The sequence below is a fragment of the Pueribacillus theae genome, from assembly GCF_003097615.1.
Taxonomy (GTDB): Bacteria; Bacillota; Bacilli; order Bacillales; family UBA6769; genus Pueribacillus; species Pueribacillus theae.
The window spans coordinates 1-21,614 of sequence record NZ_QCZG01000037.1 but is presented as its reverse complement, the minus strand read 5'-3'; the positions used below and the strand labels follow the sequence as shown (position 1 = coordinate 21,614).

Sequence of the window (21,614 nt, the reverse complement as noted above, 5' to 3'; positions counted from 1 at the left end):
GATATGTTGGCGATTGCTGATGTTTCAACGTATTTTCCGAATACCTTTTCACCATTTTTGTCATAAACCTTCATTGCTTTCCATTGTGAGCCAGAACCAAGATAAAACTTTAAAAAAGCCCATCTAAAACCGAAAAGGAACTTAGGGGCCCTTTTTGAAAGTTTATAACACTGATTCCAGTTCATCAACATGCCTAACGTGCTTGTCATTCAACAAAACGAACAAAAGCGACAGCAATACAAACGACCCGCCGACAAGGAATGGAACGTGCGGGTTAAACACTTCTGCAAGCTTTGCCGCCATAAAAGGTGAAATCGCCGCTCCAATAAAACGGAGAAAGCTATATGCTGCAGAAGCTGTCGACCGTTCAACAGGCGCGGCGTCCATCACTGCAGTTGTAATCAATGTATTGTTATTCCCTAAAATGGCCCCGGCAAAAATAACTGCGCAAATGACAACCCATTGTAATGACGTAAAGATCCCCATAACAACAAGGTCAAGAACAAATAGGGACAACATGATGCGCATCGACTTAATTGTGCCAAATCGTTGCTGAAGCTTTGGAGCCATGAAAACAGAAGTAATCGCAAGAAGGATACCCCAGCCTAAAAATACATACCCCAAACCTTTTGCATCCAATCCTAAAACAAATGGGGCATAAGCCATGATTGTAAAAAATCCAACATTATATAATGCAGCAACAAGCCCTAAAACGAGCAATGAGCGATGTTTCATCGCACGAAACGGATCCAATAAGGACGTTTTCTGTTTGGCAGTAGATGTTGTTTCTAAATTGTTGTCTTTTGCTTTCGGCATTAACGTTATTAGGATGATAAAAACAAAGAGCATCAACGTTGAGACGCCAAAAAATGGGCCTCTCCAAGAAATGGAACCTAACGTTCCGCCAAGTAATGGACCAATCGAAATTCCGAGCCCAACAGCTGCTTCATATAAAATAATCGCCTTAGCTGTTCCGCTTTTTGACAGAGACACAATCGCCGCAAGGGCCGTTGCAACAAAAAGTGCATTGCCGAGACCCCATCCGCCTCTAAGTCCGACAAGCGTCCAAATATTGTTTGCAAATCCCCCTGTTACTGAAACAGCGGCAATGATCCCAACGCCCAAAAGCAATGTCCACTTATGTCCAAGCCTTGTTGAAATCACCCCGGTAATCAACATCGCAAAAGCCATAACAGCATTATAACTCGTAAATAGTAACGTAACCTGACTAGGTGATGCATTTAATTTATTAGCAATCTCTGGAAGAATCGGGTTTACGAGTCCAATTCCCATGAAAGCAATCACACTCGCGAAAAAAATTGCCCATACAGAAAGCGGCTGGTTGAATAAACTTGCTTTCTTTTCCTTTTTTTCTTTCAACGCTTTCGTTGGCGTCGAGACAATCGACTGTGATGGCATGTTTACATCTCCCTTAAATTTTAAAAAACTAATTGCTTTATACAACTATATAATTGTATAATACAATCATGTTTGTGTCAATATCAATGCTTTGAAAATGAAATTGACAAATGCTTGCAATCGGTTATTATTGTTCAATTAGAAGGACAATATGGAGGTGGAAAAAAATGAGTAATGATTTAATCGAGAACATCGAATTGGAGATGGCGTTTCTATCCCGCCGGATTGCGTTAGTTGGAAATAAAATTGAATGGAATCTTGATCGTTCGGCATACCTGTTGCTGCATTATTTACATGTAAAAGGCCCACTTGGCGTAAAAGGGCTGGCAAATGAGCTGCAATTGGATATTTCGACTGTAAGCAGACAAGCCTCCGCTCTTGGTAAAAAAGGCTATGTCGATAAAATACCAGACCCATCAGATCGCAGAGCCTATTTTTACCAAATTACTGAATTAGGCATGAAGCAATTAAGCGATTATAAGCAAGCGAGGTTTAACAAGTTTACGAAGCTGCTGGACGGATGGTCAGATGAAGAACGCATCGTCTTTGGACAGTTGTTAAAGAAATTTAATCAAGCAATAAGGGAAAAGTTGTAAGTCCACATCCCGAGTTTGCCCGAGAAGGGATTGGAGCTAAACAATCTATGTAAAAGTCAACAATCCCGTGGCAAAAAAGGGGGAGGCTGAAAACAAATAATGCTTAATCGCTCGATAGCATCTCTTTTAGTGAAGCTTCATACACATCATAATCATTTTGGGAAAACAATGTCATAACAACTTCACCGAATGGCTGGATCTTTAAAAAGTCTGTAATGGTTGTTAGCGCTACCTTAGAGGCCAAATCAACCGGAAACCTGTAAACGCCTGTTGAAATGGAAGGGAAAGAGATGCTTTGAATCCCTTTCTCTTTGGCTAATTGCAAGGAATTGTTATAGCAGTTGGATAAAAGCTTTTCCTCGTTGTTTGTATTTCCCTTCCAAACAGGCCCGACCGTGTGGATCACATACTTGGCAGGCAAACGGTACCCTTTCGTTATGACCGCTTCGCCGGTCGGCAATTCTTTACCTTGAAGCACGTTTTTTCGGATTTCTTTACATGCTTCGAGCAATTCCTTGCCAGCCGCACGATGAATAGCGCCGTCAACTCCCCCGCCCCCTAACAGCGTACCATTCGCGGCGTTCACAATCGCCTCTGTTTCTTGTTTCGTAATATCACCTATCATCAGCTTAAGCGTGTTGCCTTTGATTTCAACTTTCATGCTATCCCAACCTTCGCTTTTTCAATACGAGTTGTACAACATGGGCCAATCCGGTATGGCGGCTTCCTTCTTCACGGATTTGCTCACCATAGAAAAAATGAAGAACATGATGCCTTTTGCACCATTCGAGAATATTTTTCGGATCATACAGCATATCACGATCGTCCGGGCCGCCCGTCTTGTAATTCAATTGTTCTTTCGAATACACTTCCATTAGAATGATGCCGCCGGGCTTCACTGCTTTTAGCAATTTTTCAAACACGTTCTTCTGATCTTTTTCCCGAAAATGTCCGAAAATCATAATTGCCGCATCAAACTCATTTGCCTCCACTTCATCCCGGATTAAATCGACTTTTTTTGTCATGACAGAGACACCGTGTTTCTCCGCCAACTTTTCCGTCTTCTTCGAGCCGCTTTCCGCGAGATCATAAGCCGTCACGTCAAATCCTTCTCTCGCCAAAAATACCGCATTGCGCCCTTCCCCTTCCGCAAACGCGACGACCTTGTTACAGCCCCTCAAGCGCTCAATCTGCTCGACAACCAATGGATTCGGCTCTTCACCATAAATATATTCTTCAGTGTCAAACCGATCATGCCAGCTAAATTTCATTTTTTTCTACTCCTTTTTTCTTTACATCTTAGCAAAAAAATCAAAAAAGCGCCTTCTAAGACGCTAAGAAAACAGGCTTAGCTCTTTGGGCGCCTGGATTGTATCTTTATTTGATGAACCTTATAACAAATGGAATTCTATACCTTTCGCCTTGATATGATTTCACCGCTGCAATAATTGTAAATATGAGCACCATAAGCCCTAAAACACTGAGCAGCACAACACCGATTAATATGATTACTAAGATTCCACTAATCACGGAATAAATAAAATACGAGATTAGAAAATTGAAATATTCCTTGCCGTGATAATCAACAAACTCGGAATCTTCCCTTTTGAGCAGCCAAATAATCAAAGGAGCCACGATGGGAAAAAACAAACTGAGCAAATAAAGCAACATCGATAAGAGCCGCTCATCATCATTTGGAACATTGTTCACCGTTTGCATGTCTTTCATCTCCTTTCTCTATATCCTCTATTTAAGCAGTATTGTTGTCCTTTGTTAAGGAGTTTATATGATAAAACGCATAATAAATGGAAATCTGTATCGTTCCCCCTGAAATGAGCGGATCGCCGCAATAATTGTAAACACTACAACCATAATTCCCAAAATAGAAAGCAACACACTACCAACGAAAATGGCTGCTAAAAGTCCACAAATAATCGAATAAACAAAATAAGAGATAAGAAAATTAAAATATTCTTTGCCATGATAATCAATAAAACCAGATTCATTTCTTTTAAGTAACCAAATCACTAAAGGCCCCAAAATAGGAAAAATTAAGCTAAGCAAATAAATCAGCATGGAAAAAAACCGCTCATCATATGATGGCATGCAATCATCCCCCCCTTACATATATTTCATTCTGTTATTACAGAATATATATTTTCGGGAATAAAATGCATGCTACCGAAATTTACAAGCCCCTTCAAACAGATGGCTATTTTTTCCGCTACTTTAAATCCTTTTCTTCACCAATCAACTCTGAATGCTTTCTTCTTTAATTTCATTATCTTTCACTACATTTTTCTTATAGATCGGACAAATAATACTCAAGGGATGCTTCAAAACTGGTTTGCATTCAGGAAATAAATCGACTGCCAAAACCATCGGGTAAAGGATGGGAAGGTTATTTTGAAGGAGACATACAACTATGGAACATAAAAAACAAAGCAGGCAAAACTCAGACAAAGCCATTGCTTTTAAGGACATTGACCCTAGGAAAATGAATGGGCCAAAGGATCCAACATTCAGTAAGAAGAATAAGACCTTAAAGAAATTAAAAGACCAAGTCATTGTCATTACAGGGGCATCAAGTGGAATCGGCCTCGTAACAGCAAGAATGGCCGCTTCAAAAGGAGCAAAAGTTGTTGCAGCAGCAAGAAACGAAGACGCACTAAAGGAGTTGGTTGAAGAATTAAGAGGAAAAGGTTATCATGCAACATGGGTAAAGGCAGATGTAGGACGCGAAGAAGATGTAAACAACATTGCCGAAACGGCTATAAAAGAGTTTGGGCGTTTTGACACTTGGGTGAACAACGCGGGCGTATCCATCTTCGGGCACGCGATGGATGTAACAAATGAAGATATAAAGCGTATGTTTGAGACGAATTTTTGGGGTGTCGTATACGGAACCAAGGCCGCTGTAAATCATTTTAAAGATCGAGATGTTCCAGGTGCCCTCATCAATGTTGGGAGTTTATTCGGAGATCGAGGCACCGTCATTCAATCCACTTATGCCGCTGCCAAATTTGCTGTACATGGATGGACGGAAAGCATCAGAATGGAATTGGAAAAGGAGAAAGTGCCCGTTTCGGTTACACTTATTCATCCCGGCAGAATTGATACGCCTTACAACGAACATGCAAGGAGTTATTTAGAAAAGCAACCCGCACATCGAGGAATGCTTTATCCTCCCAAGGCAGTAGCCGAAGCCATACTCTTTGCTGCAGAAAATCCGAAAAGGGACATGTATATCGGATCGCAGGCAAAAGCGTTAAAAGTTTTTGGCACCTTCTTACCGCGGCTAACTGACAAACTAATGGAAGTCGTCATGTACCCTACCCAACAAGCCAACAGGCCTTCAAAACCACGTGAAGAAAGTGCTTTATACCACGCAGGCTATGGCTTGCATGAAAGAGGAACAAATATAGGTTGGAAGCGTTCCTGCAGTCTGTACGTGAAAGCCACCAAACATCCGATCCTTTCCACAATCGCAGTCGCTAGTATAGGCGCAACCCTTTGGGCTGCCGCGAAACGGAAAAGTTAAATTCGGAATTGGATGCCTAAACTAAACAAGCTGAAATGCTTTTAAGGTGTTTTCGTCCGTAAAACCCTCACTTCGGGAATAAAAAATTCCTAAGTGAGGGACAGCGGACACTAATAAGATATCTGTTCAATCCTCTTTTTCCGGCACTTCGCAGCTTCCATCCGCACAAAAGGCGCCATTTGAACCATCTGAAGAAAGGGTTTGGAATTGAGGCTTCGCATGTTCCTCTTCCCACACCTTTTGAAGTGCACCAATAAATGTATCCAATGGCTGTGCACCTGAAATGGCATACTTTTGGTTCACAATAAAGAAAGGAACGCCTGAAATCCCGTATTGTTGCGCCATTCTTTCATCAACTCGAACTTTATCAGCATACTCCACTTTATTATTTAGAACTTGTAATGCTTCCTGTCTGTCCAATCCAGTAGCTTCCGCGAGATCAGCAAGTGTGTCTAAATCACCGACATCTTTTCCATCAATAAAAACAGCAGAGAATAATTTTTCCGTCAACTCTTTTTCTTTTCCACGTTCTTTTGCAAGCTTTGCTAAACGATGTGCATCAAATGTATTCGTCGGCTTCATTTCGTCAAATTGGAATGTTAACCCCTCGTTAGCCGCTTGTTGAGCGATTTGAGCGGTGTTTTGCTTCGCTTGTTCAAGGCTCATTCCGTACTTTGCTGCAAGGGACTCATGAATGCTTTTTCCATTATACAACGGTGCATTCGCATCCAGCTCAAAGCTTTTAAATTCAATTTCGACTTCATCTTTATGCGGAAATAGATCCAAAGCCTTTTCCAATCTGCGCTTCCCGATATAGCAAAACGGACATACAAAATCCGACCAAACTTCAATCTTCATAGGAACACTTCTTTCGTTATGATTTTTATAAAGGTAAGGTTCAACAAGATTTACTTGCGAATCATTTTTCCTTCATTTTCTTTGTTTCCTGTTTAAATACTTCAGTACTTTTCCTAATATAGTCATTTATCGCATTGGATTCTTCTGGACTGTAACTAGATACAACTTTCTTCATTTCAATTCCAAATGATTGAAAAACTGGTCCTAACTCTAAATCCACTTTTTTAGAATTCGCTTTAATAATTACCTTCCTCCTATCATCTGTAGCCCTTTCTCTGTACACAAAGTCTTTTTTTTCGAGTCGGTCAACAACTGTTGTTACCATCCCTGTTGATAAGCCCGTTATTGAAGCGATCTCTCCAGCGGTCAACCCTTCTAATGGGATGATTCCTAAAACTTTGTAATCCGTTAAATTTAAACCAACTTTTTCAGCAACACTCTGATGGAACATGATTAAGGCCAAGCTAAATTCTTGCCCTAAATTAATTGGTTCATGTTCTTTTGGATGATTATTTTTAGTTGACAATTTAATTGCACCCCATTATTATATGATTATCTCTAATATAGAGATATTCAACTTTAGAGATATTTAATTATTAGATATAAAATAAATATAAACGAATAACCTAGGGAGTGACAATTATTCTAGAATATTCAGCCTTCTGCTGCCTACTAAAGAAGGTTTAAGTATACTTATTAATCTTTTCTTTATTCCTGTAAGTACATTTATCTTTTAAGTATTTCAAAAATAATCTAATCCTAAGGAAGATGATATTGTGGGAGTTTCTCATATTTTGCATCTTGGGAAAAGTGGGCTGGAAACACTGCTTTCCTCTATCATATTTTTCTATAGCCATTTCTCCCTGTTATTAGTAGCACTAATACCATCTTTCATTCGCGCATATCAAATGTGGAATCATCTCCAAACACCCATTTTATTCGAAGTCCTCGTTGAATTGACAAGAGTCATCTTGTTCATTTTAATGTTTTGCCTCATGTCTAAGAGTAACGTAAAAGGCCTTAAGCAACGGGAATTCTGGAATGGGCTGGGGCAATCGTGCGCACTTCATATGAAAAAAAACTGGCCATCAGTTTTTATCGCCCAAATTATTGTTTTCATCGTAATATTATATGGATTAGGAAACTTATTACTCAGCACAATTGTTACAGGGGCTTTAATTCCAATAACAGATATGTTAAATTTTAAATCTTTTGAACATACTGCGGCATATAATGCCTACTTATACTTTTTAAAAAATATGAGTGTTATTCCTTTAGCCCTGGTTTATACCCTCAAAATGTTTGGAGTCAGACCTAGCCACCTATAATGTTCCTGGCCTTTTTTAATTTTCCCAAAAGGTTAAATTTAAAACAAATTTATCACCTATTTACGCTCATATACTCTATACATTCTCTTTTGTTCTGCGAACAGATTGAGAATTACATTTCTACTCCAAAAGAAAAAGGAAGGACAAATTGCCAAAGTGGCAATTTACACTTCCTGTAACAAATGAGTTTTTCTTTCTGAATCTGTTTGTTTTTTATCCTCTAAGCCGAGCGCCTCTGCTGTTGAAGCATGAATTTCGCGCAAAAGCTCTGGGTTTTCCATTAGTTTCAAGCCATATGATGGAATCATTTCTTTGATTTTCGGTTCCCACGTTTTCATATGTTGCGGGAAGCATTTTTTAATTATTTCAAGCATCACGTGAACGGCAGTAGAAGCCCCTGGAGAAGCGCCCAGTAATGCAGCAATCGAGCCGTCAGCGGAAGTAATTACCTCCGTACCAAATTGAAGCGTTCCTTTGCCGCCTGTCTCCGTATCTTTAATCACTTGTACACGTTGGCCAGCCACAACTAAATCCCAATCCTCGCTTTTTGCGTTTGGAATAAACTCACGTAACTCCTCTATGCGCTGCTCTTTCGATAACATCACTTGCTGGATGAGATACTTCGTCAATGGCATCTCTTTTGCGCCTGCCGCCAACATCGTTAAGACATTGTTCGGTTTTACCGAATGGACTAAATCGAGCATTGAACCCGTTTTTAAAAATTTTGGTGAAAAGCCGGCGAATGGCCCAAAGAGCAACGTTTTTTTATTGTCGATATATCTTGTGTCAAGATGCGGCACAGACATCGGCGGAGCTCCAACTTTCGCTTTTCCGTATACTTTTGCATGATGCTGCTCGACAACCTCCGGATTTTTACACACCAAAAAGATTCCGCTTACTGGGAATCCACCAATATGTTTGCCTTCAGGAATGCCGGATTTTTGGAGTAAAGGCAAGCTTCCGCCTCCGCCTCCGATAAAGACGAACTTTGCCGTATGGCGCTCAACACGGCCGCTTTCGAGATTCTTTACTTTCACTTCCCACGAGCCATCGTCCGCACGTTTAATATCATCGACCCTATGATTGTAGTTAATCTCGATATTTTTCGTTTTTAAATGGTTAAACAGCATGCGGGTTAATGCACCAAAGTTAACATCCGTTCCAGAGTCGATTCTTGTTGCTGCAATCGGTTCATCCGAGGTGCGGCCTTGCATAATAAGCGGGATCCATTCCAACAATTTTTCCGGGTCATCGGAAAATTCCATCCCTTTGAAGAGAGGGTTGTTTGACATCGCTTCAAAGCGTTTCTTTAAAAACGTTACATTTTCTTCCCCTTGTACGAGACTCATATGAGGCAATGGCCTGATAAAGTCTTGTGGATTGCGAATTAGATTGTTGTTTACTAGATAAGACCAAAACTGCATAGATACCTGAAACTGTTCATTAATTTTTATCGCTTTGCTAATATCTACCGATCCGTCCGGTTTTTCGACAGTGTAGTTAAGCTCGCATAGTGCAGCATGCCCAGTTCCCGCGTTATTCCATTCATTCGAGCTTTCCTCTCCTGCTTCTGAGAGCTTCTCAAATACGGTGATGTTCCAGTCTGGCACTAATTCTTTCAAAAGTGTCCCCAACGTTGCACTCATGATACCTGCACCAATTAAAATAACGTCTGTTTCAGTCTTTTTGCTGCTCATTTTACCCATCCTTATACCTTAAGATTTGCAGAAAGGATGTTGGCGCTCCCGTCAGGCACCATAACCAGCCAAGATGGTACCTCGTCACACATCTTTTCTGAACCAGTAATAGATTTATATACATTGCTATTATACTACTATTTGACAGTTATGGGCTATTTAAAAACTGGTAAAAAAGTAAGAAATCCCACAAGATACTAGGAACCAAAAAACCAAGGCCTCTTCAAGCTTTGGTTTGCCATCACCGGTGGACGCACCCTTCGAGAATTCTTCGTTTTCCGTACATGGTTTATTTTTGATTAATGCTACTAAAACATCATTGTTTTCCTAGTACTTAAAGAACTTGGCTCATTCTTTAATTACCCGGAACTTTCCATTATGAAACTAAAAATATGTTGTTGCTTTATGATTGCAATCGGGGAGCTTATATCAGATACATATCATGAATATGAAGAATCTATTGTTCACTTAATGTATTTAAGCAGAAATTACAAATGGAACACCGATAGCAAAAGAGTATACTGGGCTTCGCTGAGTTGAAACAGATCAACTTTGTTTATTAAAATGGGGCCAGCCGATGTTCCGACAATTAAAGCATTGCTATAAAATGTTTTTATTTGCTTTCGACACTAAGTAAGACGGCATTTCCTCTTTTAACTTCCATATAAAATTCATCGGCTTATTTCCTGTGTGGCTAACGTATTCACAAGTTCCTAGAAAAACAAACGGAGAGGTAAGACCATGCTCCTTTTTATATTCACGTACAAAAAGTGCAATTTTATGGTTTTGTTTCCGATGGTGAATGTAGCGCTTTGCTGTTTCGCTTCCTTCAGCTACCCTGCTTTGCGTTTGCCAATGAAATAACCTTTCATTTATTGCATAATCATTATATAGTGTTGATGGAGAAAAGTCCTTTTCTGACTTGTTTAATGTTATGAAAAAGATATCTAAATCCTTTTCTTTGAAATACTTGACACCTTCCCTAAAAGATGGACTGCTTTCCTCATTAAAATAGCCTAGAGCTGCCATAACTTGTGCTGTTGAATATTTACTATGAACTTGCAATGGGCAAGGAAAAGAAAAATTATTTGCAATTTCTAACGTCTCAATCGTTTGATATAAATAGTGTAGTATTTGCAAGATTTCCTCTTTAAACTCATCATAAGCGATAATTGCTTTTATCCCCTCTTCAATCGATGAAAATCCTTCTTTTTTAGGATATGATTGATAAAATGTGTAATAGAGCATATTCAGCATGAGCTTCTCTTGATCATTCTCAGCCTCTTTACCTCCATCGATATACGCCATTAAAAATCGAAGCATTGTATACGAATTTAAATGAAACAGATTCGGCAAGCGGCTAGTTATAAACTTCTCATCTTTGCAACTAAAGTCCGCTTTTACCCCCGCTTCAACCAATAATCTACTGAAACTGCGATCCTTGCTCCGACCATAAAAATCATACAAAGATAAATGGTAAAATTTCAAAAAATTACTTAAGGTAAGCTCTTGTCCAGTGTCTTCTTGAAAACACTTTAATTTCGTAATTAGATTCGGACGGGTATTTGAGCTTGTCTTAATGTTTCGCAAAATATACTCTTTTGCTTGTTTTTCTAGTTGAATATAGCAACCCTTTGGAAGATGGAAGAAACCATTTTCCACATAATGCCGGACAGAATGTTTAGTTTTTCCGATTAACGCTTGAAATTTTTCTTCGAACGAATAATTTTTATGAGCTTGTCCTACAAAGTCTAAAACAGTTAGACATTCTTTTCCGTCTGAAAGTCGCAAACCCCTTCCCAATTGCTGTAAAAAGACAGTTAAACTTTCTGTTGGACGTAAAAATAAAACCGCGTTTACTTCAGGAATGTCAATGCCTTCATTGTACAAATCAACGACAAAAATAAATTTTATTTCTCCAGAAACGAGCCTATGTCTTGCTTCCTTTCTTAATTCATTGTCAATATTCCCATGTAAAGCAACTGAAGGTATACCCACAGTATTAAAAAAATGGGACATGTATTTTGCATGTTCAACAGAAACACAAAAGCCAATCCCTTTGGTCTCATCAAGATCAGCCACATACTTTTCAATACTTTTCACAATATGATTGCTTCTTACATCGTTATATGTATATACATTTTCCAGTTCTTTATGATCATAACCTTTCCTGCTCCATTTTAACCTCGACAAATCGACCGTGTCAGTGACACAAAAATATTGAAATGGGCTTAAGAACTTTTGATTAATTGCTTCTGGAAGTCGCATTTCAGCGGCAATCGTATAATCGAAGTACGTAAGAATACTTTTGCCGTCCATTCTTTCAGGCGTTGCGGTTAAGCCTAACAGAATCTTCGGCTTATAAAAGTTTAATAACTTTTGATATGATTCAGCCGCTGCATGATGGAATTCATCTACAATAATAAAATCGTAAAAATCGTTTGTTGTTTTCTCGTACAGCTTTTTACTATTAAAGCTTTGAATGCTGATGAACAAATGATCAATCGAACTCGGTGAGTGATTTCCAACGAGCAAATCACCAAAGTTGGCGTCTTTTAAAATTGCTCGAAACGTATCTCTACTTTGAATCAATATCTCTTCACGGTGTGCTACAAATAAGAGCTTTGACGAATGTTTGTGGTTTAATTTAAAGCGTTTATAATCAAAAGCAGAAATAACCGTTTTTCCTACACCAGTAGCTGCAACTATTAAATTATTCATCCGTCCATAAACTTCTCGTTCAACTTGAAGCTTTTCCAATATTTCTTTTTGATAGTAATGAGGACGGTAATCAAGAAAGTATTGAACTTCATTATTGTTCTGTTGTATATCTTTTGACAAAGCAACTTTAAGCAGCTGGCGATCCTGTTCTTTTTCACCACTAAATTTTTTAAATTCACGATCATTCCAATAGCTTACGAATGTTGCTTCACACTTTTTAAGAATATCGAAAGAGTCTTTTTCAGTTACTTTGACATTCCATTCCAGGCCAGACGTTAAAGCAGGATTTGATAAATTGGAAGATCCGATATATGCAGTACTAAAGCCTGTATCCCTTTTAAATAAATAAGCTTTGGCATGAAGACGCGTACGCTTCACTTCATATGAAATTTTTATTTCGGTATTTTCTAATTGGCTAAGCTCCAAAATCGCCTTATAGTCAGTCGCCTCCATATAAGATGTCGTGATTACTCTTAACTTTCCACCCCGTCCAGTAAATGTTCTTAATTCTTCGATAATACAGCGCAATCCGCTCCATTTAATAAAAGAGACAAGGAAATCTATTGAGTCTGCAGATAAAATTTCCCGTTTCAGCTCCTCCAACATGTTTGGTTCATAGTTGGATCCTGTAAATAAAGAGCTTTCGGAAATGGGTGTAACTGGCCGAGCGACTTCAGACTCTTTAACAATTTGAATCGTATTGAGCCGTGAATATAGGGAAGTGAGCACCTCCCCTTCTTCCGTAATTTTAAGCGAGTCAAATTCCTCATTATCAAGACTTTTGCTTAAAGTGGCAATGATTTCATTACACGTTTTTATCTGATTAACTAATGCGCTGTGATCATCCGTTTCATTATCCCGAACATACTTTAGCGCTCTTCTAGTAACAGCAGAAATATAAGAAGATAGAAACTTGCGTGCTTCCTCAACGTCCAAACTCTCTTTACCAATTTCATACATATCGTTCTCTAAATCTATTAATTCATTTTTTAATTTTTGATTAATAATTTGCTCGTAAATTCCTTGTTTTAACATGCTTCTTTCCTCGCATTTTATCTATTTCTTAGCACACTATACTTTTTTCATTTTACAGTAAATATGTGTGTTTAATCTTAATGATCCTTATGTAATAACACATAGTATTTAATAAAGCTTTCTCTAAGTACGTGAGCCATAATCCATAGTTCACGATTTGAAGTAACACTAAATTCATGATTTACTTTGTTAAGCGTTTGATTTGAATATTTTGAAGCCATACCAAATGTATTGGATAATATTGAATCTTTTTTTCTAATTTGTTTGCTATACGCTCCTATCATACAAGTAGTGTATGAGTTATGCACGATTTGCAAATAAAACTTATAAGTTTCAGATCGCCCATTTCTTAACTCTCTTAATAATAATTCCGGTATACCAATATCTTTTTCTATTTTGTACAAGTAATCTATGAGTTTCTCTGAATTTAAAAATTTTCTCCAAATATTCTTTTCCTTACTGAATATTATATAATAGCCGCTCTTTATTGAAAAATATCAGTTGTTCTTTGTGAATATTGGATACCTACTGGAAATCTAATAGGAAATAGTTTAAGTATAAAATACTTGATAACCCATCACAGTTTATAATTTTAAAAGGTTTACCCGCAACTGGGAAAACTTTATTACTCTATGATTTAGCCAAAGAATTTATTGATAAACATGATAAAGTTATAATTCATACTGGGGATTTAAATCGGGCCATTTGAAACTAAGACAACAGCACAAATGGACTATCATTCCAATTAAAGAAGTTATACAGATTGAACATATTAATCCTAAAGTTAATGGAGAAGAAATTCAAAAGATGAAGCTTAACAGAGGATTGAATGCACATGACGTTTTAGGACAAGAATTTGATAAAGTATTTGTCTTAGTTGGTTCCACTCATTATTCCAATGATCAAAATAGTATTGCTGTAAGAAATGCAAATTATTATGATCCAGAGCGAATGTTTTACCAATCTGTTACCCGTTACTCGTGCCAGAAAACAAATTATGTTGTGGAATGTCATTCATATCATTCTGAACATCCAGCAACTGCGTTAATTTCTCACAAATCATTCATTTTTCAACAAAATATGGAAAAGACCGCTGCCCTTGTAAACCTTAAAGGCCGAACGAATTCTGAAATGAAGCGGCCTTTAACTATACAAAGCATTGGTCCTTTCCATTAGATCCTTTAAAATATCCATTGCTTTTTTAATGCCCTCTTCTTTCCCTAAAAGGAATTGTGACTCTGCTGATGTAGCGGTTGCGATCTTTGCCAATGAATTTGCTTCTTCCTCAAACAATTTTAACAAAATGTTGAAATTGAGCTGGCCCAGCTCTCGTTCCATCGCAACATCCCGGGCTTCATATTGTTTTTCCTTAATAGATTCAGCAACAAGGTTTTCGATATCATCTTCCATGAAATGAGCTCCAGCTCTAAGTATCTCAACATATTCCTTACTTTCACTGGACACCGCCTTTAAAGGGTGTCCGAGGTGATTGATGATAAAGCGATGCAGGATTTCGTCATTTTCAATATGATCGTTATACAGAAGGGAATATTCGCCTTGGTACTGTTTTTTCTTTTTTATATATTTGCCTAGTATCGTATATTCCTTGCAATCCTCACAGTAGATAAGGTATTCTCTCATTTTTGTAGCCACCTTAAAAGTTTTTCAAAAAGGCTGCCCCGAGGGGAAGCCTTTTTGAAAGATTAGGCGTCAAAAGATGGAGCACCTGCTTTGTTATCTTTTTCCGGCAAATCCACTACCGTGGCTTCTGTTGTAAGAAACATAGCTGCTATGGAACCGGCGTTTTGAAGGGCGGATCGAGTAACCTTTGCCGGATCAATGATTCCAGCTTCCATCATGTTAACCCACTGTCCAGTTAGGGCGTCAAAACCTTCACCAACCGGTTTTTTCTTCAAGTCGGCCACAATTACAGACCCATCCAATCCGGCATTGTTTGCAATCGTACGGACAGGTTCCTCCAATGCACGATAAACGATTTGGACGCCTGTTTTTTCGTCACCTTCCGCTTCGATGCCTTCAAGTGCTTTTTGAATATCGATAAGTGCGGTTCCCCCACCTGAAACGATTCCTTCATCGACAGCAGCTTTTGTCGAGTTCAGCGCATCTTCGATCCGCAGTTTTTTCTCCTTCAGTTCGGTTTCTGTGGCTGCACCGACTTTTATAACGGCAACGCCCCCGCTCAGCTTGGCAAGGCGTTCCTCAAGTTTTTCCCGATCAAAGTCAGAGGTAGTTTCTTCGATCTGTTTTTTGATTTGTGAAATTCTGCTTTCGATTTCCTTCTTCTCACCGAGTCCGTCAACAATTGTTGTGGAATCTTTCGTGATTCTAACTCTTTTGGCGCGGCCTAGTTGTTCAATCGTTGTGGATTTTAATTCAAGGCCGACTTCTTCCGAAATGACCTCGCCACCGGTGACAATTCCGATATCTTGAAGCATTGCTTTTCTTCGGTCTCCGAAGCGGGGCGCTTTCACAGCTACACAATCCAGTGTACCTCTTAATTTATTGACAACCAATGTGGCCAATGCTTCTCCTTCAAGGTCTTCGGCAATGATGAGGAGCGACTTATTCGATTTCGCCACCTCCTCAACCAAAGGCAAAATCTCTTGGATATTGGAAATCTTCTTATCAGTAATTAAAATGTAAGGATCTTCAAGGACAGCTTCCATTTTGTCTTTATCACTGACAAAGTGTGGGGAAACATAGCCTTTGTCAAAAGCCATTCCTTCAACCACGTCAAGCTCCGTCTGGAAGCCTTTTGATTCTTCTACGGTGATAACACCGTCTTTCCCGACCTTCTCCATCGCATCGGCAATCAATTTGCCGACTTCCGGATCTCCTGCCGAGATGGCACCTACCTGTGCAATTGATTCTTTTGTCTCAACAGGTTGTGAAATCGACTCAAGTTCGCTCAATGCCACACGGACAGCCTTTTCGATCCCTTTTCGAATCATCATCGGATTGGCGCCGGCCGTAACATTTCTGAGCCCTTCATGTATCATCGCCTGTGCAAGTACGGTAGCCGTTGTCGTTCCGTCCCCGGCCACATCGTTTGTTTTGGTGGCTACCTCCTTGACGATTTGAGCACCAAGATTTTCAAATTGATCTTCTAACTCGATTTCTTTTGCAATCGTCACACCATCATTTGTAATTAACGGTGAACCATATTTTCTCTCCAACACGACATTACGTCCCTTTGGACCAAGTGTCTTTTTTACGGCATTGGCCAATTGATCGACGCCGCGAAGCATCGCTTGGCGTGATTCTTCACTAAAAAGGATTTGCTTAGCCATTTAAGACCATCTCCTTCTCAGCAGCCTGTTCGGCTTCCTCTAAAATAGCAAGGATGTCTTTTTCATCCAAAATTAAGTATTCTTCTTCTCCGATTTTCACTTCGGTTCCGGCATATTTGGAAAAAATTACAGTATCGTCTTTTTTGACTTGGAGAGGAATAATCTTCTTGTCCTGATACCGTCCTTTACCCACCGCAACAACTTTTCCTTTTGTCGGCTTTTCTTTCGATTGATCAGGTATAACGATACCACCTGCAGTCATCTCCTCCTCTTTTAATGGTTTAAGAACAACACGACTCCCAAGCGGTTTGATCATACCCAACTCAACTCAACCTCCCTATCAAAATTTGTTAGCACTCGACTTCGGTGAGTGCTATTTTCAATTAGTTATTTATCTTATTTTCGAGTTCCTTTCAAGTGGGAAAATAAGCTAAAAAATGTAAAATTTATTGGATTTTCCCATCATAATATCATTTTTTGCAGTTTTTTAAATAATTACTATCATTTTCACCCGTTTTCTTTGGAGAAGGGCTTGTTTTATTTCCTTTCCAAACTCTTTACTTTATAAAAATTTAATAGCCTTATGTCTGCAGCTAGCCTAGCTTATGTTCAGCAGCCAAGGTTCATTGCATAATCAGGGCGTGATTACGGCCATAAGAATGTATCACTTCTGTTATACTTTTTACCAGCGGTGATAAATCATAATGATCAAAACAATCAACTGTCAAAAGAATTAAAATCTGTATTCAGTGAGTTAGAGACTCTTACACATCTCCGAAACGGATCTCATATGATTTACTTATTAGCCACACAACCATTTTGCTTTCCCGATATATCGTCTTGTCGTGGCAGAATCGTTGTAACATTGATCAACATACACTAGGTGGAATCTTTTGGGCCTTTTAAAATGGCAATTTCCTTAGGTAATTTATTCATCTACTTCGTATTATTTCCTGGTTTATGACATTTTCATAGGATTATTATCATAACTTTCTTTCTATGTAATGTTGCTCATCAAATTAAAAAGATTTGTAATGCTATCGTCCTGTAATTCAGCTAAATGCCATGTTAGGGTACTATCAGAAGAATTTACAGGAGGTAGCACACAGCATGAGAAATTCTTTGAAATCATTTGCTGTAGCTTGTATAGCTACAATAGCTTTAGGTGTACAATCTAATATGGCGAAGACGATCACTCAATCTATCAATCTTAATAAAAGCCTTGGACTTGAACAACAACATTCTTTAACGATTATTGAGAATAAAGATGTAAAACAAGATTCTCTCATTGGCGAAATCTTACAACCACAGGGTTTATCAATCCAATTGGGAAAACCTGTGATAATAAATGCAACTGCAAAGGCAGTAGAGTTACTAGCACCTTCATCAGAATCAGAATCTGAAACTGAGACTGCTACTGATTCTATTGAGGCAGCAGATAAAATGGCTCAACCAACAGAACCAAAAGGGGAAACACCCGTTGCAAAGCATGAGACACCGGCGGTTTCTATCTCAGGAGAAGAAAAAGAATTATTAGCGAGATTAGTTGAAGCCGAAGCAAAAGGCGAGCCCTATGAAGGAAAAGTAGCTGTCGCAACCATCGTGTTAAATCGAGTTGAATCCCCTCAGTTTCCTAATACGGTGACAGAGGTAATAAATGAAGTAGTCGGGCATGCATATGCTTTTACACCTGTTCAAAATGGTGCAATTAACAATCCCGCATCGGCGGAATCAACCCAAGCAGTAGAAGAAGCTCTAAAAAGAGAAGATACATTAAATGATTCTATTTTTTTCTATAACCCGAAAATTGCAACAGATCAATGGATTCGTTCTCGTCAAATAGTAAAGAAAATCGGGAATCACGTATTTGCAATATAGATGGATGTTCATTAAAATGGCGGGCCAATCAGCTGTCATCTCTTCTTCTTATATGTCAAAAAGGCGGGAAGAATTTTCATTACTCGATGTTATAAAAGCTATTGAAGGTTTGATGCCCATTTTTGATTATTCTCAGCCATAATCCTGATTGTTTAATTCAGAAAGCAATCGAATCAGCTGAGGAAAAACTTTTGTAGGTTTAGTTTTAATTGCCAGAAACGCCATTAAAAATATGGATATCCCTTGCGCTTAACACACTTGAATATCCACATGTAGTGGTGGGTAGAGAATTTTATCGTTAAGGCCGTGAGTCAGCATAACAGGCAGCAATTCATCGTAGGATACCGACCTTGTAATACTACCTTCCCGAACGTATGGAGGAACAATGGTGTTATATCCCAATATGAAATACAAATCATTCACAGCTGGCTCCCTGTAAAAAAGCAGATTAACAAAATCCGTTAAGCATTCACACTATTAAGGGCATTATTGATATTAGTCCAGGAACGACGGCTTGGGATGCTGGTGTATAGTAATTTCCGCCCGATATACCGGAAGATGTACCTACACCCACTAAGTTAATCCCTGAAACATTTCTTTCTCCGTACACCTTAATATAATTTAATACTACTTTTCCTCCATAGAATCAGCCAACTAAGACATGTTTCTTTAGTTTTAAAAAGCGAATAATCGAATGGATGTCGTCTGCCCAATTTTGCTGGCTATGACATCCCTCTTTTGTTTTCCCAGAAAATCCGTGTTTGCGGAGATCCAAAGCAATAAGCCGAAATTTTTTCAACGAATCTGACTGAAACTGATGGTTCTACCATAGATGATTTTGTGAAGCCCCGTGAACAAATAGTATCAGTTCCCCTGAGGATTTCCGTTCTCTGCCACAAAAATTCTAGTGCCTGATCCACCATTTTTAAAATAAGATTTCATTTTTGAGCTCTCCGTAATAAAGATTCGTTTAACTATGAATCTTTATTAGCATATTGAATGAGCTGTCCGTCCGTTGTCCAGCTTATTTATTTTCCTTGCTTTAAAACCCTCAATTTATAAACCAATAAAAATGGTAAAAAACTCCTTCTTACGCTTTATAAAGGCCAAAATCCCCTTTTGGAATCGGCAAATTGTTTTATTTTTCGTTAAAATGTGACCGCCATTTGTCTGGTTGAAAGAAAAATTTAGGAAAAGAACTAAACTCGAAAATTAGGAATTCGTCAATAACCCCAATATTCAAGGTTATTAAAGGCTTAATCTGCAGAGCTTTTTTCATCCATTGTAAATATATTGGCGATGCATGGTAAATCCCTTGGAGAAGATGGTAAAATTTATTGGCTGTAATCAAATAACCTACTTACTATCCGTTTTAACCGCTTTAAAAAATAAAAGGCTACTCATAAGGAAGGAACTTACACTTTGAATAACCTATCGCTAATTGTGTTATTTTTTTTTAAACCTCCTTTACTTATGATACGGTTCACCGTATCAATCTAAAAGCAATGAAAAACATACTTTCTCACTTTATATTATTGTATTAGTTTTAATATCTAATATTTTTTATGCTTAACTTATAAAAATTCGGTTAAAATGTAAAACATACTTTAAAATTTTACTGAATAAGTATAAAATATAAATAAATAAGGTAAGGGGTGAAAACAATGTCCTTTATATCTCAAGAAAAAATTCTAAAAGTCTTATTAGGCTTTAACCCTTGGTGGAACAGCGGACAGATCCCTCGTGATTTTGAAAAACCAGTTAAACGCTTAGCATTTTACGAAGCCAAGAAGTATTTCTACCATTCTGAAATTAGACGTGAAGTCATTCTTTCTGGTCCCAGACGGGTAGGAAAGACAACGATTATGTATCAAATGATTAGTGATATTCTAAAAACTTCATCCTCTAAGCAAATATTATATGTATCTTTTGATCATCCAATGCTTAAGCTTTGTGATATTGGTGATATTCTTGAAGTATTTGAAAACAATATATCTCAGGGTTCAGAAGAGTTATTTTTATTTTTTGATGAAATTCAGTATGCTACTGATTGGGACACTTGGCTTAAAACCTTATATGATCAGCACCCTACTTATAAAATCATGGCTACTGGTTCTGCAAGCCCCGTACTTGCTACAAAAATGAGTGAAAGTGGGGTTGGTAGATGGACACAAATAAGGATACCAACACTTTCTTTTTATGAGTATATTGATTTAATTGGAGCAAATAAACCAGACTTACCGAAAAATATTAAACCAACTCAATTAGGAAATCTGGATGAAAAGACACTTACTACTATTATGATTTCCTTACAGCCTTTGCAAAAACATTTTCATCAATACCTATTAATTGGAGGATTTCCTGAAGTTGCAAAGACTCAAGATATCTCCTTTGCACAAAAAATTATCCGAGAAGATGTGGTAGATAAGGTAATTAAAAGAGACATCGTATCTTTATTCAATATAAGAAATGTCTCTGAGTTTGAGAAAATCTTTTTATACCTCTGCATCACCAGTGGGAATATTGTCGTAGCGGAAACGATCGCTAAAGAAATAGGTGTATCCAGACCAACAATCAGCAATTACTTAGAATTATTAGAGCATGCGAACTTAATCTATGCAAGTAAGCCCTTTGAACTTAAAGGGAAAAAAGTATTAAAATCCAAACCAAAAGTTTATTTAGCCGATCCTGCTATTCGTAATGCAGTATTAATGCTGGGAGAAGAGGTTCTTACAGATCCATTAGAAATGGGAACAATTATCGAAACGGCAGTATATAAACATATCCATACTTTCTTCTATCATCAACATCCATCCATTGGGTATTTTCGGGATGCTAAAACTCAAAAAGAAATAGACATCATTGTTTCATTCCCAATTGGTCGTATCTTAATTGAAGTGAAGTACAGACAAAATTCTACTATCTCTGAAAACGAGGCAATTGTAGATTGGGCTAATGATGCTCTTACAAAAGGGGCAATTGTGGTGACTCGTGGTGACGATGATTACGGTATGACAAAGCACAAAACAAATACGAAAATCATTCGTATTCCCGCTTTTGCGTTTCTTTACTTATTGGGGCATGCAGAAAAAGAGGGATATGAACAATCACAAGATAATCTGTAGGTGATAATCCCTCCTTATAATAGATGACAACTCATGCGAAAAGAGGCTGGGACAAAACCCCAGTAAATAAAAAGTAAGGCGTTGGAGCTTACACTAAAAAAGTGT

Annotated in this window: 19 protein-coding genes; 7 read left to right on the top strand and 12 right to left on the bottom strand. The window is 38.1% G+C overall.

Going from position 1 to position 21,614, the window contains the following annotated elements:
- Window positions 1-162: 162 nt before the first annotated feature.
- Window positions 163-1,419, bottom strand: coding sequence for an MFS transporter (locus DCC39_RS14865; protein ID WP_116555687.1), 1,257 nt, complete (start codon window positions 1,417-1,419; stop codon window positions 163-165).
- A 167-nt stretch (window positions 1,420-1,586) separates the two neighbouring features.
- Between DCC39_RS14865 and DCC39_RS14860 the strand changes: the two genes are divergently transcribed.
- The gene (locus DCC39_RS14860; protein ID WP_116555686.1) at window positions 1,587-2,015 is read left to right on the top strand and encodes a MarR family winged helix-turn-helix transcriptional regulator; all 429 of its coding nucleotides are present in this window, start codon (window positions 1,587-1,589) and stop codon (window positions 2,013-2,015) included.
- A gap of 103 nt (window positions 2,016-2,118) precedes the next feature.
- Here the strand turns inward: DCC39_RS14860 and DCC39_RS14855 are convergent, their stop codons facing one another.
- The 4 genes from DCC39_RS14855 to DCC39_RS14840 form a co-directional block, all read right to left on the bottom strand.
- Window positions 2,119-2,676, bottom strand: a complete 558-nt coding sequence (locus DCC39_RS14855) for an O-acetyl-ADP-ribose deacetylase (RefSeq protein WP_116555685.1) — start codon at window positions 2,674-2,676, stop codon at window positions 2,119-2,121.
- A 1-nt stretch (window position 2,677) separates the two neighbouring features.
- Window positions 2,678-3,286, bottom strand: a complete 609-nt coding sequence (locus DCC39_RS14850) for a class I SAM-dependent methyltransferase (RefSeq protein WP_116555684.1) — start codon at window positions 3,284-3,286, stop codon at window positions 2,678-2,680.
- A gap of 106 nt (window positions 3,287-3,392) precedes the next feature.
- Window positions 3,393-3,734 carry a DUF4870 domain-containing protein gene (locus DCC39_RS14845; protein ID WP_116555683.1) on the bottom strand — a complete coding sequence of 114 codons (342 nt, stop codon included), beginning with the start codon at window positions 3,732-3,734 and terminating at the stop codon, window positions 3,393-3,395.
- Between the two features lie 63 nt (window positions 3,735-3,797).
- Window positions 3,798-4,121: a DUF4870 domain-containing protein gene (locus tag DCC39_RS14840; protein WP_116555682.1), complete on the bottom strand. Its 324-nt coding sequence runs from the start codon at window positions 4,119-4,121 to the stop codon at window positions 3,798-3,800.
- A gap of 391 nt (window positions 4,122-4,512) precedes the next feature.
- On the opposite strand from DCC39_RS14840, the gene DCC39_RS14835 reads away from it, so the two are divergent.
- Complete coding sequence (locus tag DCC39_RS14835; RefSeq protein WP_116555702.1) at window positions 4,513-5,556, top strand: SDR family oxidoreductase; 1,044 nt, start codon at window positions 4,513-4,515, stop codon at window positions 5,554-5,556.
- Window positions 5,557-5,682: 126 nt separating this feature from the next.
- Here the strand turns inward: DCC39_RS14835 and DCC39_RS14830 are convergent, their stop codons facing one another.
- Both DCC39_RS14830 and DCC39_RS14825 read right to left on the bottom strand, forming a co-directional pair.
- A complete protein-coding gene (locus tag DCC39_RS14830) occupies window positions 5,683-6,414 on the bottom strand; it encodes a DsbA family oxidoreductase (protein WP_116555681.1) in 732 nt (243 codons plus the stop codon).
- Between the two features lie 61 nt (window positions 6,415-6,475).
- Window positions 6,476-6,940 carry a MarR family winged helix-turn-helix transcriptional regulator gene (locus tag DCC39_RS14825; protein WP_240613665.1) on the bottom strand — a complete coding sequence of 155 codons (465 nt, stop codon included), beginning with the start codon at window positions 6,938-6,940 and terminating at the stop codon, window positions 6,476-6,478.
- Between the two features lie 250 nt (window positions 6,941-7,190).
- Between DCC39_RS14825 and DCC39_RS14820 the strand changes: the two genes are divergently transcribed.
- Complete coding sequence (locus tag DCC39_RS14820; protein ID WP_116555680.1) at window positions 7,191-7,742, top strand: hypothetical protein; 552 nt, start codon at window positions 7,191-7,193, stop codon at window positions 7,740-7,742.
- 164 nt (window positions 7,743-7,906) lie between these two features.
- Here the strand turns inward: DCC39_RS14820 and DCC39_RS14815 are convergent, their stop codons facing one another.
- Both DCC39_RS14815 and DCC39_RS14810 read right to left on the bottom strand, forming a co-directional pair.
- Window positions 7,907-9,439 (bottom strand): malate:quinone oxidoreductase, encoded by a 1,533-nt coding sequence (locus DCC39_RS14815; protein WP_116555679.1) that lies wholly within the window; start codon window positions 9,437-9,439, stop codon window positions 7,907-7,909.
- Between the two features lie 600 nt (window positions 9,440-10,039).
- A complete protein-coding gene (locus tag DCC39_RS14810; protein ID WP_116555678.1) occupies window positions 10,040-13,195 on the bottom strand; it encodes a DUF3427 domain-containing protein in 3,156 nt (1,051 codons plus the stop codon).
- A gap of 705 nt (window positions 13,196-13,900) precedes the next feature.
- On the opposite strand from DCC39_RS14810, the gene DCC39_RS14800 reads away from it, so the two are divergent.
- Window positions 13,901-14,371: a hypothetical protein gene (locus tag DCC39_RS14800; RefSeq protein ID WP_240613664.1), complete on the top strand. Its 471-nt coding sequence runs from the start codon at window positions 13,901-13,903 to the stop codon at window positions 14,369-14,371.
- Here the strand turns inward: DCC39_RS14800 and DCC39_RS14795 are convergent.
- The 3 genes from DCC39_RS14795 to groES form a co-directional block, all read right to left on the bottom strand.
- Window positions 14,339-14,836 (bottom strand): hypothetical protein, encoded by a 498-nt coding sequence (locus DCC39_RS14795; RefSeq protein WP_116555676.1) that lies wholly within the window; start codon window positions 14,834-14,836, stop codon window positions 14,339-14,341. The genes DCC39_RS14800 and DCC39_RS14795 overlap by 33 nt on opposite strands.
- Before the next feature lie 62 nt (window positions 14,837-14,898).
- On the bottom strand, window positions 14,899-16,506 hold the full coding sequence (groL, locus tag DCC39_RS14790) for a chaperonin GroEL (protein ID WP_116555675.1): 1,608 nt from the start codon (window positions 16,504-16,506) through the stop codon (window positions 14,899-14,901).
- A complete protein-coding gene (gene groES, locus DCC39_RS14785; protein WP_116555700.1) occupies window positions 16,499-16,822 on the bottom strand; it encodes a co-chaperone GroES in 324 nt (107 codons plus the stop codon). The genes groL and groES overlap by 8 nt, the downstream gene beginning before the upstream one ends.
- A 794-nt stretch (window positions 16,823-17,616) precedes the next feature.
- On the opposite strand from groES, the gene DCC39_RS14780 reads away from it, so the two are divergent.
- The 3 genes from DCC39_RS14780 (at window position 17,617) to DCC39_RS14775 (ending at window position 21,509) form a co-directional block, all read left to right on the top strand.
- A complete protein-coding gene (locus DCC39_RS14780) occupies window positions 17,617-18,384 on the top strand; it encodes a cell wall hydrolase (protein WP_116555674.1) in 768 nt (255 codons plus the stop codon).
- A gap of 16 nt (window positions 18,385-18,400) precedes the next feature.
- Entirely contained in the window at window positions 18,401-18,526 is a 126-nt protein-coding gene (locus tag DCC39_RS19685) for a hypothetical protein (RefSeq protein WP_276309926.1), read from the top strand.
- Window positions 18,527-20,048: 1,522 nt separating this feature from the next.
- Complete coding sequence (locus DCC39_RS14775) at window positions 20,049-21,509, top strand: ATP-binding protein (protein ID WP_116555673.1); 1,461 nt, start codon at window positions 20,049-20,051, stop codon at window positions 21,507-21,509.
- Window positions 21,510-21,614 lie beyond the last annotated feature (105 nt).

What these genes read in the sequence shown, in the direction of transcription:
- DCC39_RS14850 (WP_116555684.1), bottom strand. Translation starts at nt 3,286, where the DNA reads ATGAAATTTAGCTGGCATGATCGGTTTGACACTGAAGAATATATTTAT.
- groL (WP_116555675.1), bottom strand. Translation starts at nt 16,506, where the DNA reads ATGGCTAAGCAAATCCTTTTTAGTGAAGAATCACGCCAAGCGATGCTT.
- DCC39_RS14865 (WP_116555687.1), bottom strand. Translation starts at nt 1,419, where the DNA reads ATGCCATCACAGTCGATTGTCTCGACGCCAACGAAAGCGTTGAAAGAA.
- DCC39_RS14810 (WP_116555678.1), bottom strand. Translation starts at nt 13,195, where the DNA reads ATGTTAAAACAAGGAATTTACGAGCAAATTATTAATCAAAAATTAAAA.
- DCC39_RS14830 (WP_116555681.1), bottom strand. Translation starts at nt 6,414, where the DNA reads ATGAAGATTGAAGTTTGGTCGGATTTTGTATGTCCGTTTTGCTATATC.
- DCC39_RS14835 (WP_116555702.1), top strand. Translation starts at nt 4,513, where the DNA reads ATGAATGGGCCAAAGGATCCAACATTCAGTAAGAAGAATAAGACCTTA.
- DCC39_RS14780 (WP_116555674.1), top strand. Translation starts at nt 17,617, where the DNA reads ATGAGAAATTCTTTGAAATCATTTGCTGTAGCTTGTATAGCTACAATA.
- DCC39_RS14860 (WP_116555686.1), top strand. Translation starts at nt 1,587, where the DNA reads ATGAGTAATGATTTAATCGAGAACATCGAATTGGAGATGGCGTTTCTA.
- DCC39_RS14815 (WP_116555679.1), bottom strand. Translation starts at nt 9,439, where the DNA reads ATGAGCAGCAAAAAGACTGAAACAGACGTTATTTTAATTGGTGCAGGT.
- DCC39_RS19685 (WP_276309926.1), top strand. Translation starts at nt 18,401, where the DNA reads ATGGCGGGCCAATCAGCTGTCATCTCTTCTTCTTATATGTCAAAAAGG.
- DCC39_RS14840 (WP_116555682.1), bottom strand. Translation starts at nt 4,121, where the DNA reads ATGCCATCATATGATGAGCGGTTTTTTTCCATGCTGATTTATTTGCTT.
- DCC39_RS14855 (WP_116555685.1), bottom strand. Translation starts at nt 2,676, where the DNA reads ATGAAAGTTGAAATCAAAGGCAACACGCTTAAGCTGATGATAGGTGAT.
- DCC39_RS14775 (WP_116555673.1), top strand. Translation starts at nt 20,049, where the DNA reads ATGTCCTTTATATCTCAAGAAAAAATTCTAAAAGTCTTATTAGGCTTT.
- DCC39_RS14845 (WP_116555683.1), bottom strand. Translation starts at nt 3,734, where the DNA reads ATGCAAACGGTGAACAATGTTCCAAATGATGATGAGCGGCTCTTATCG.
- DCC39_RS14795 (WP_116555676.1), bottom strand. Translation starts at nt 14,836, where the DNA reads ATGAGAGAATACCTTATCTACTGTGAGGATTGCAAGGAATATACGATA.
- groES (WP_116555700.1), bottom strand. Translation starts at nt 16,822, where the DNA reads ATGATCAAACCGCTTGGGAGTCGTGTTGTTCTTAAACCATTAAAAGAG.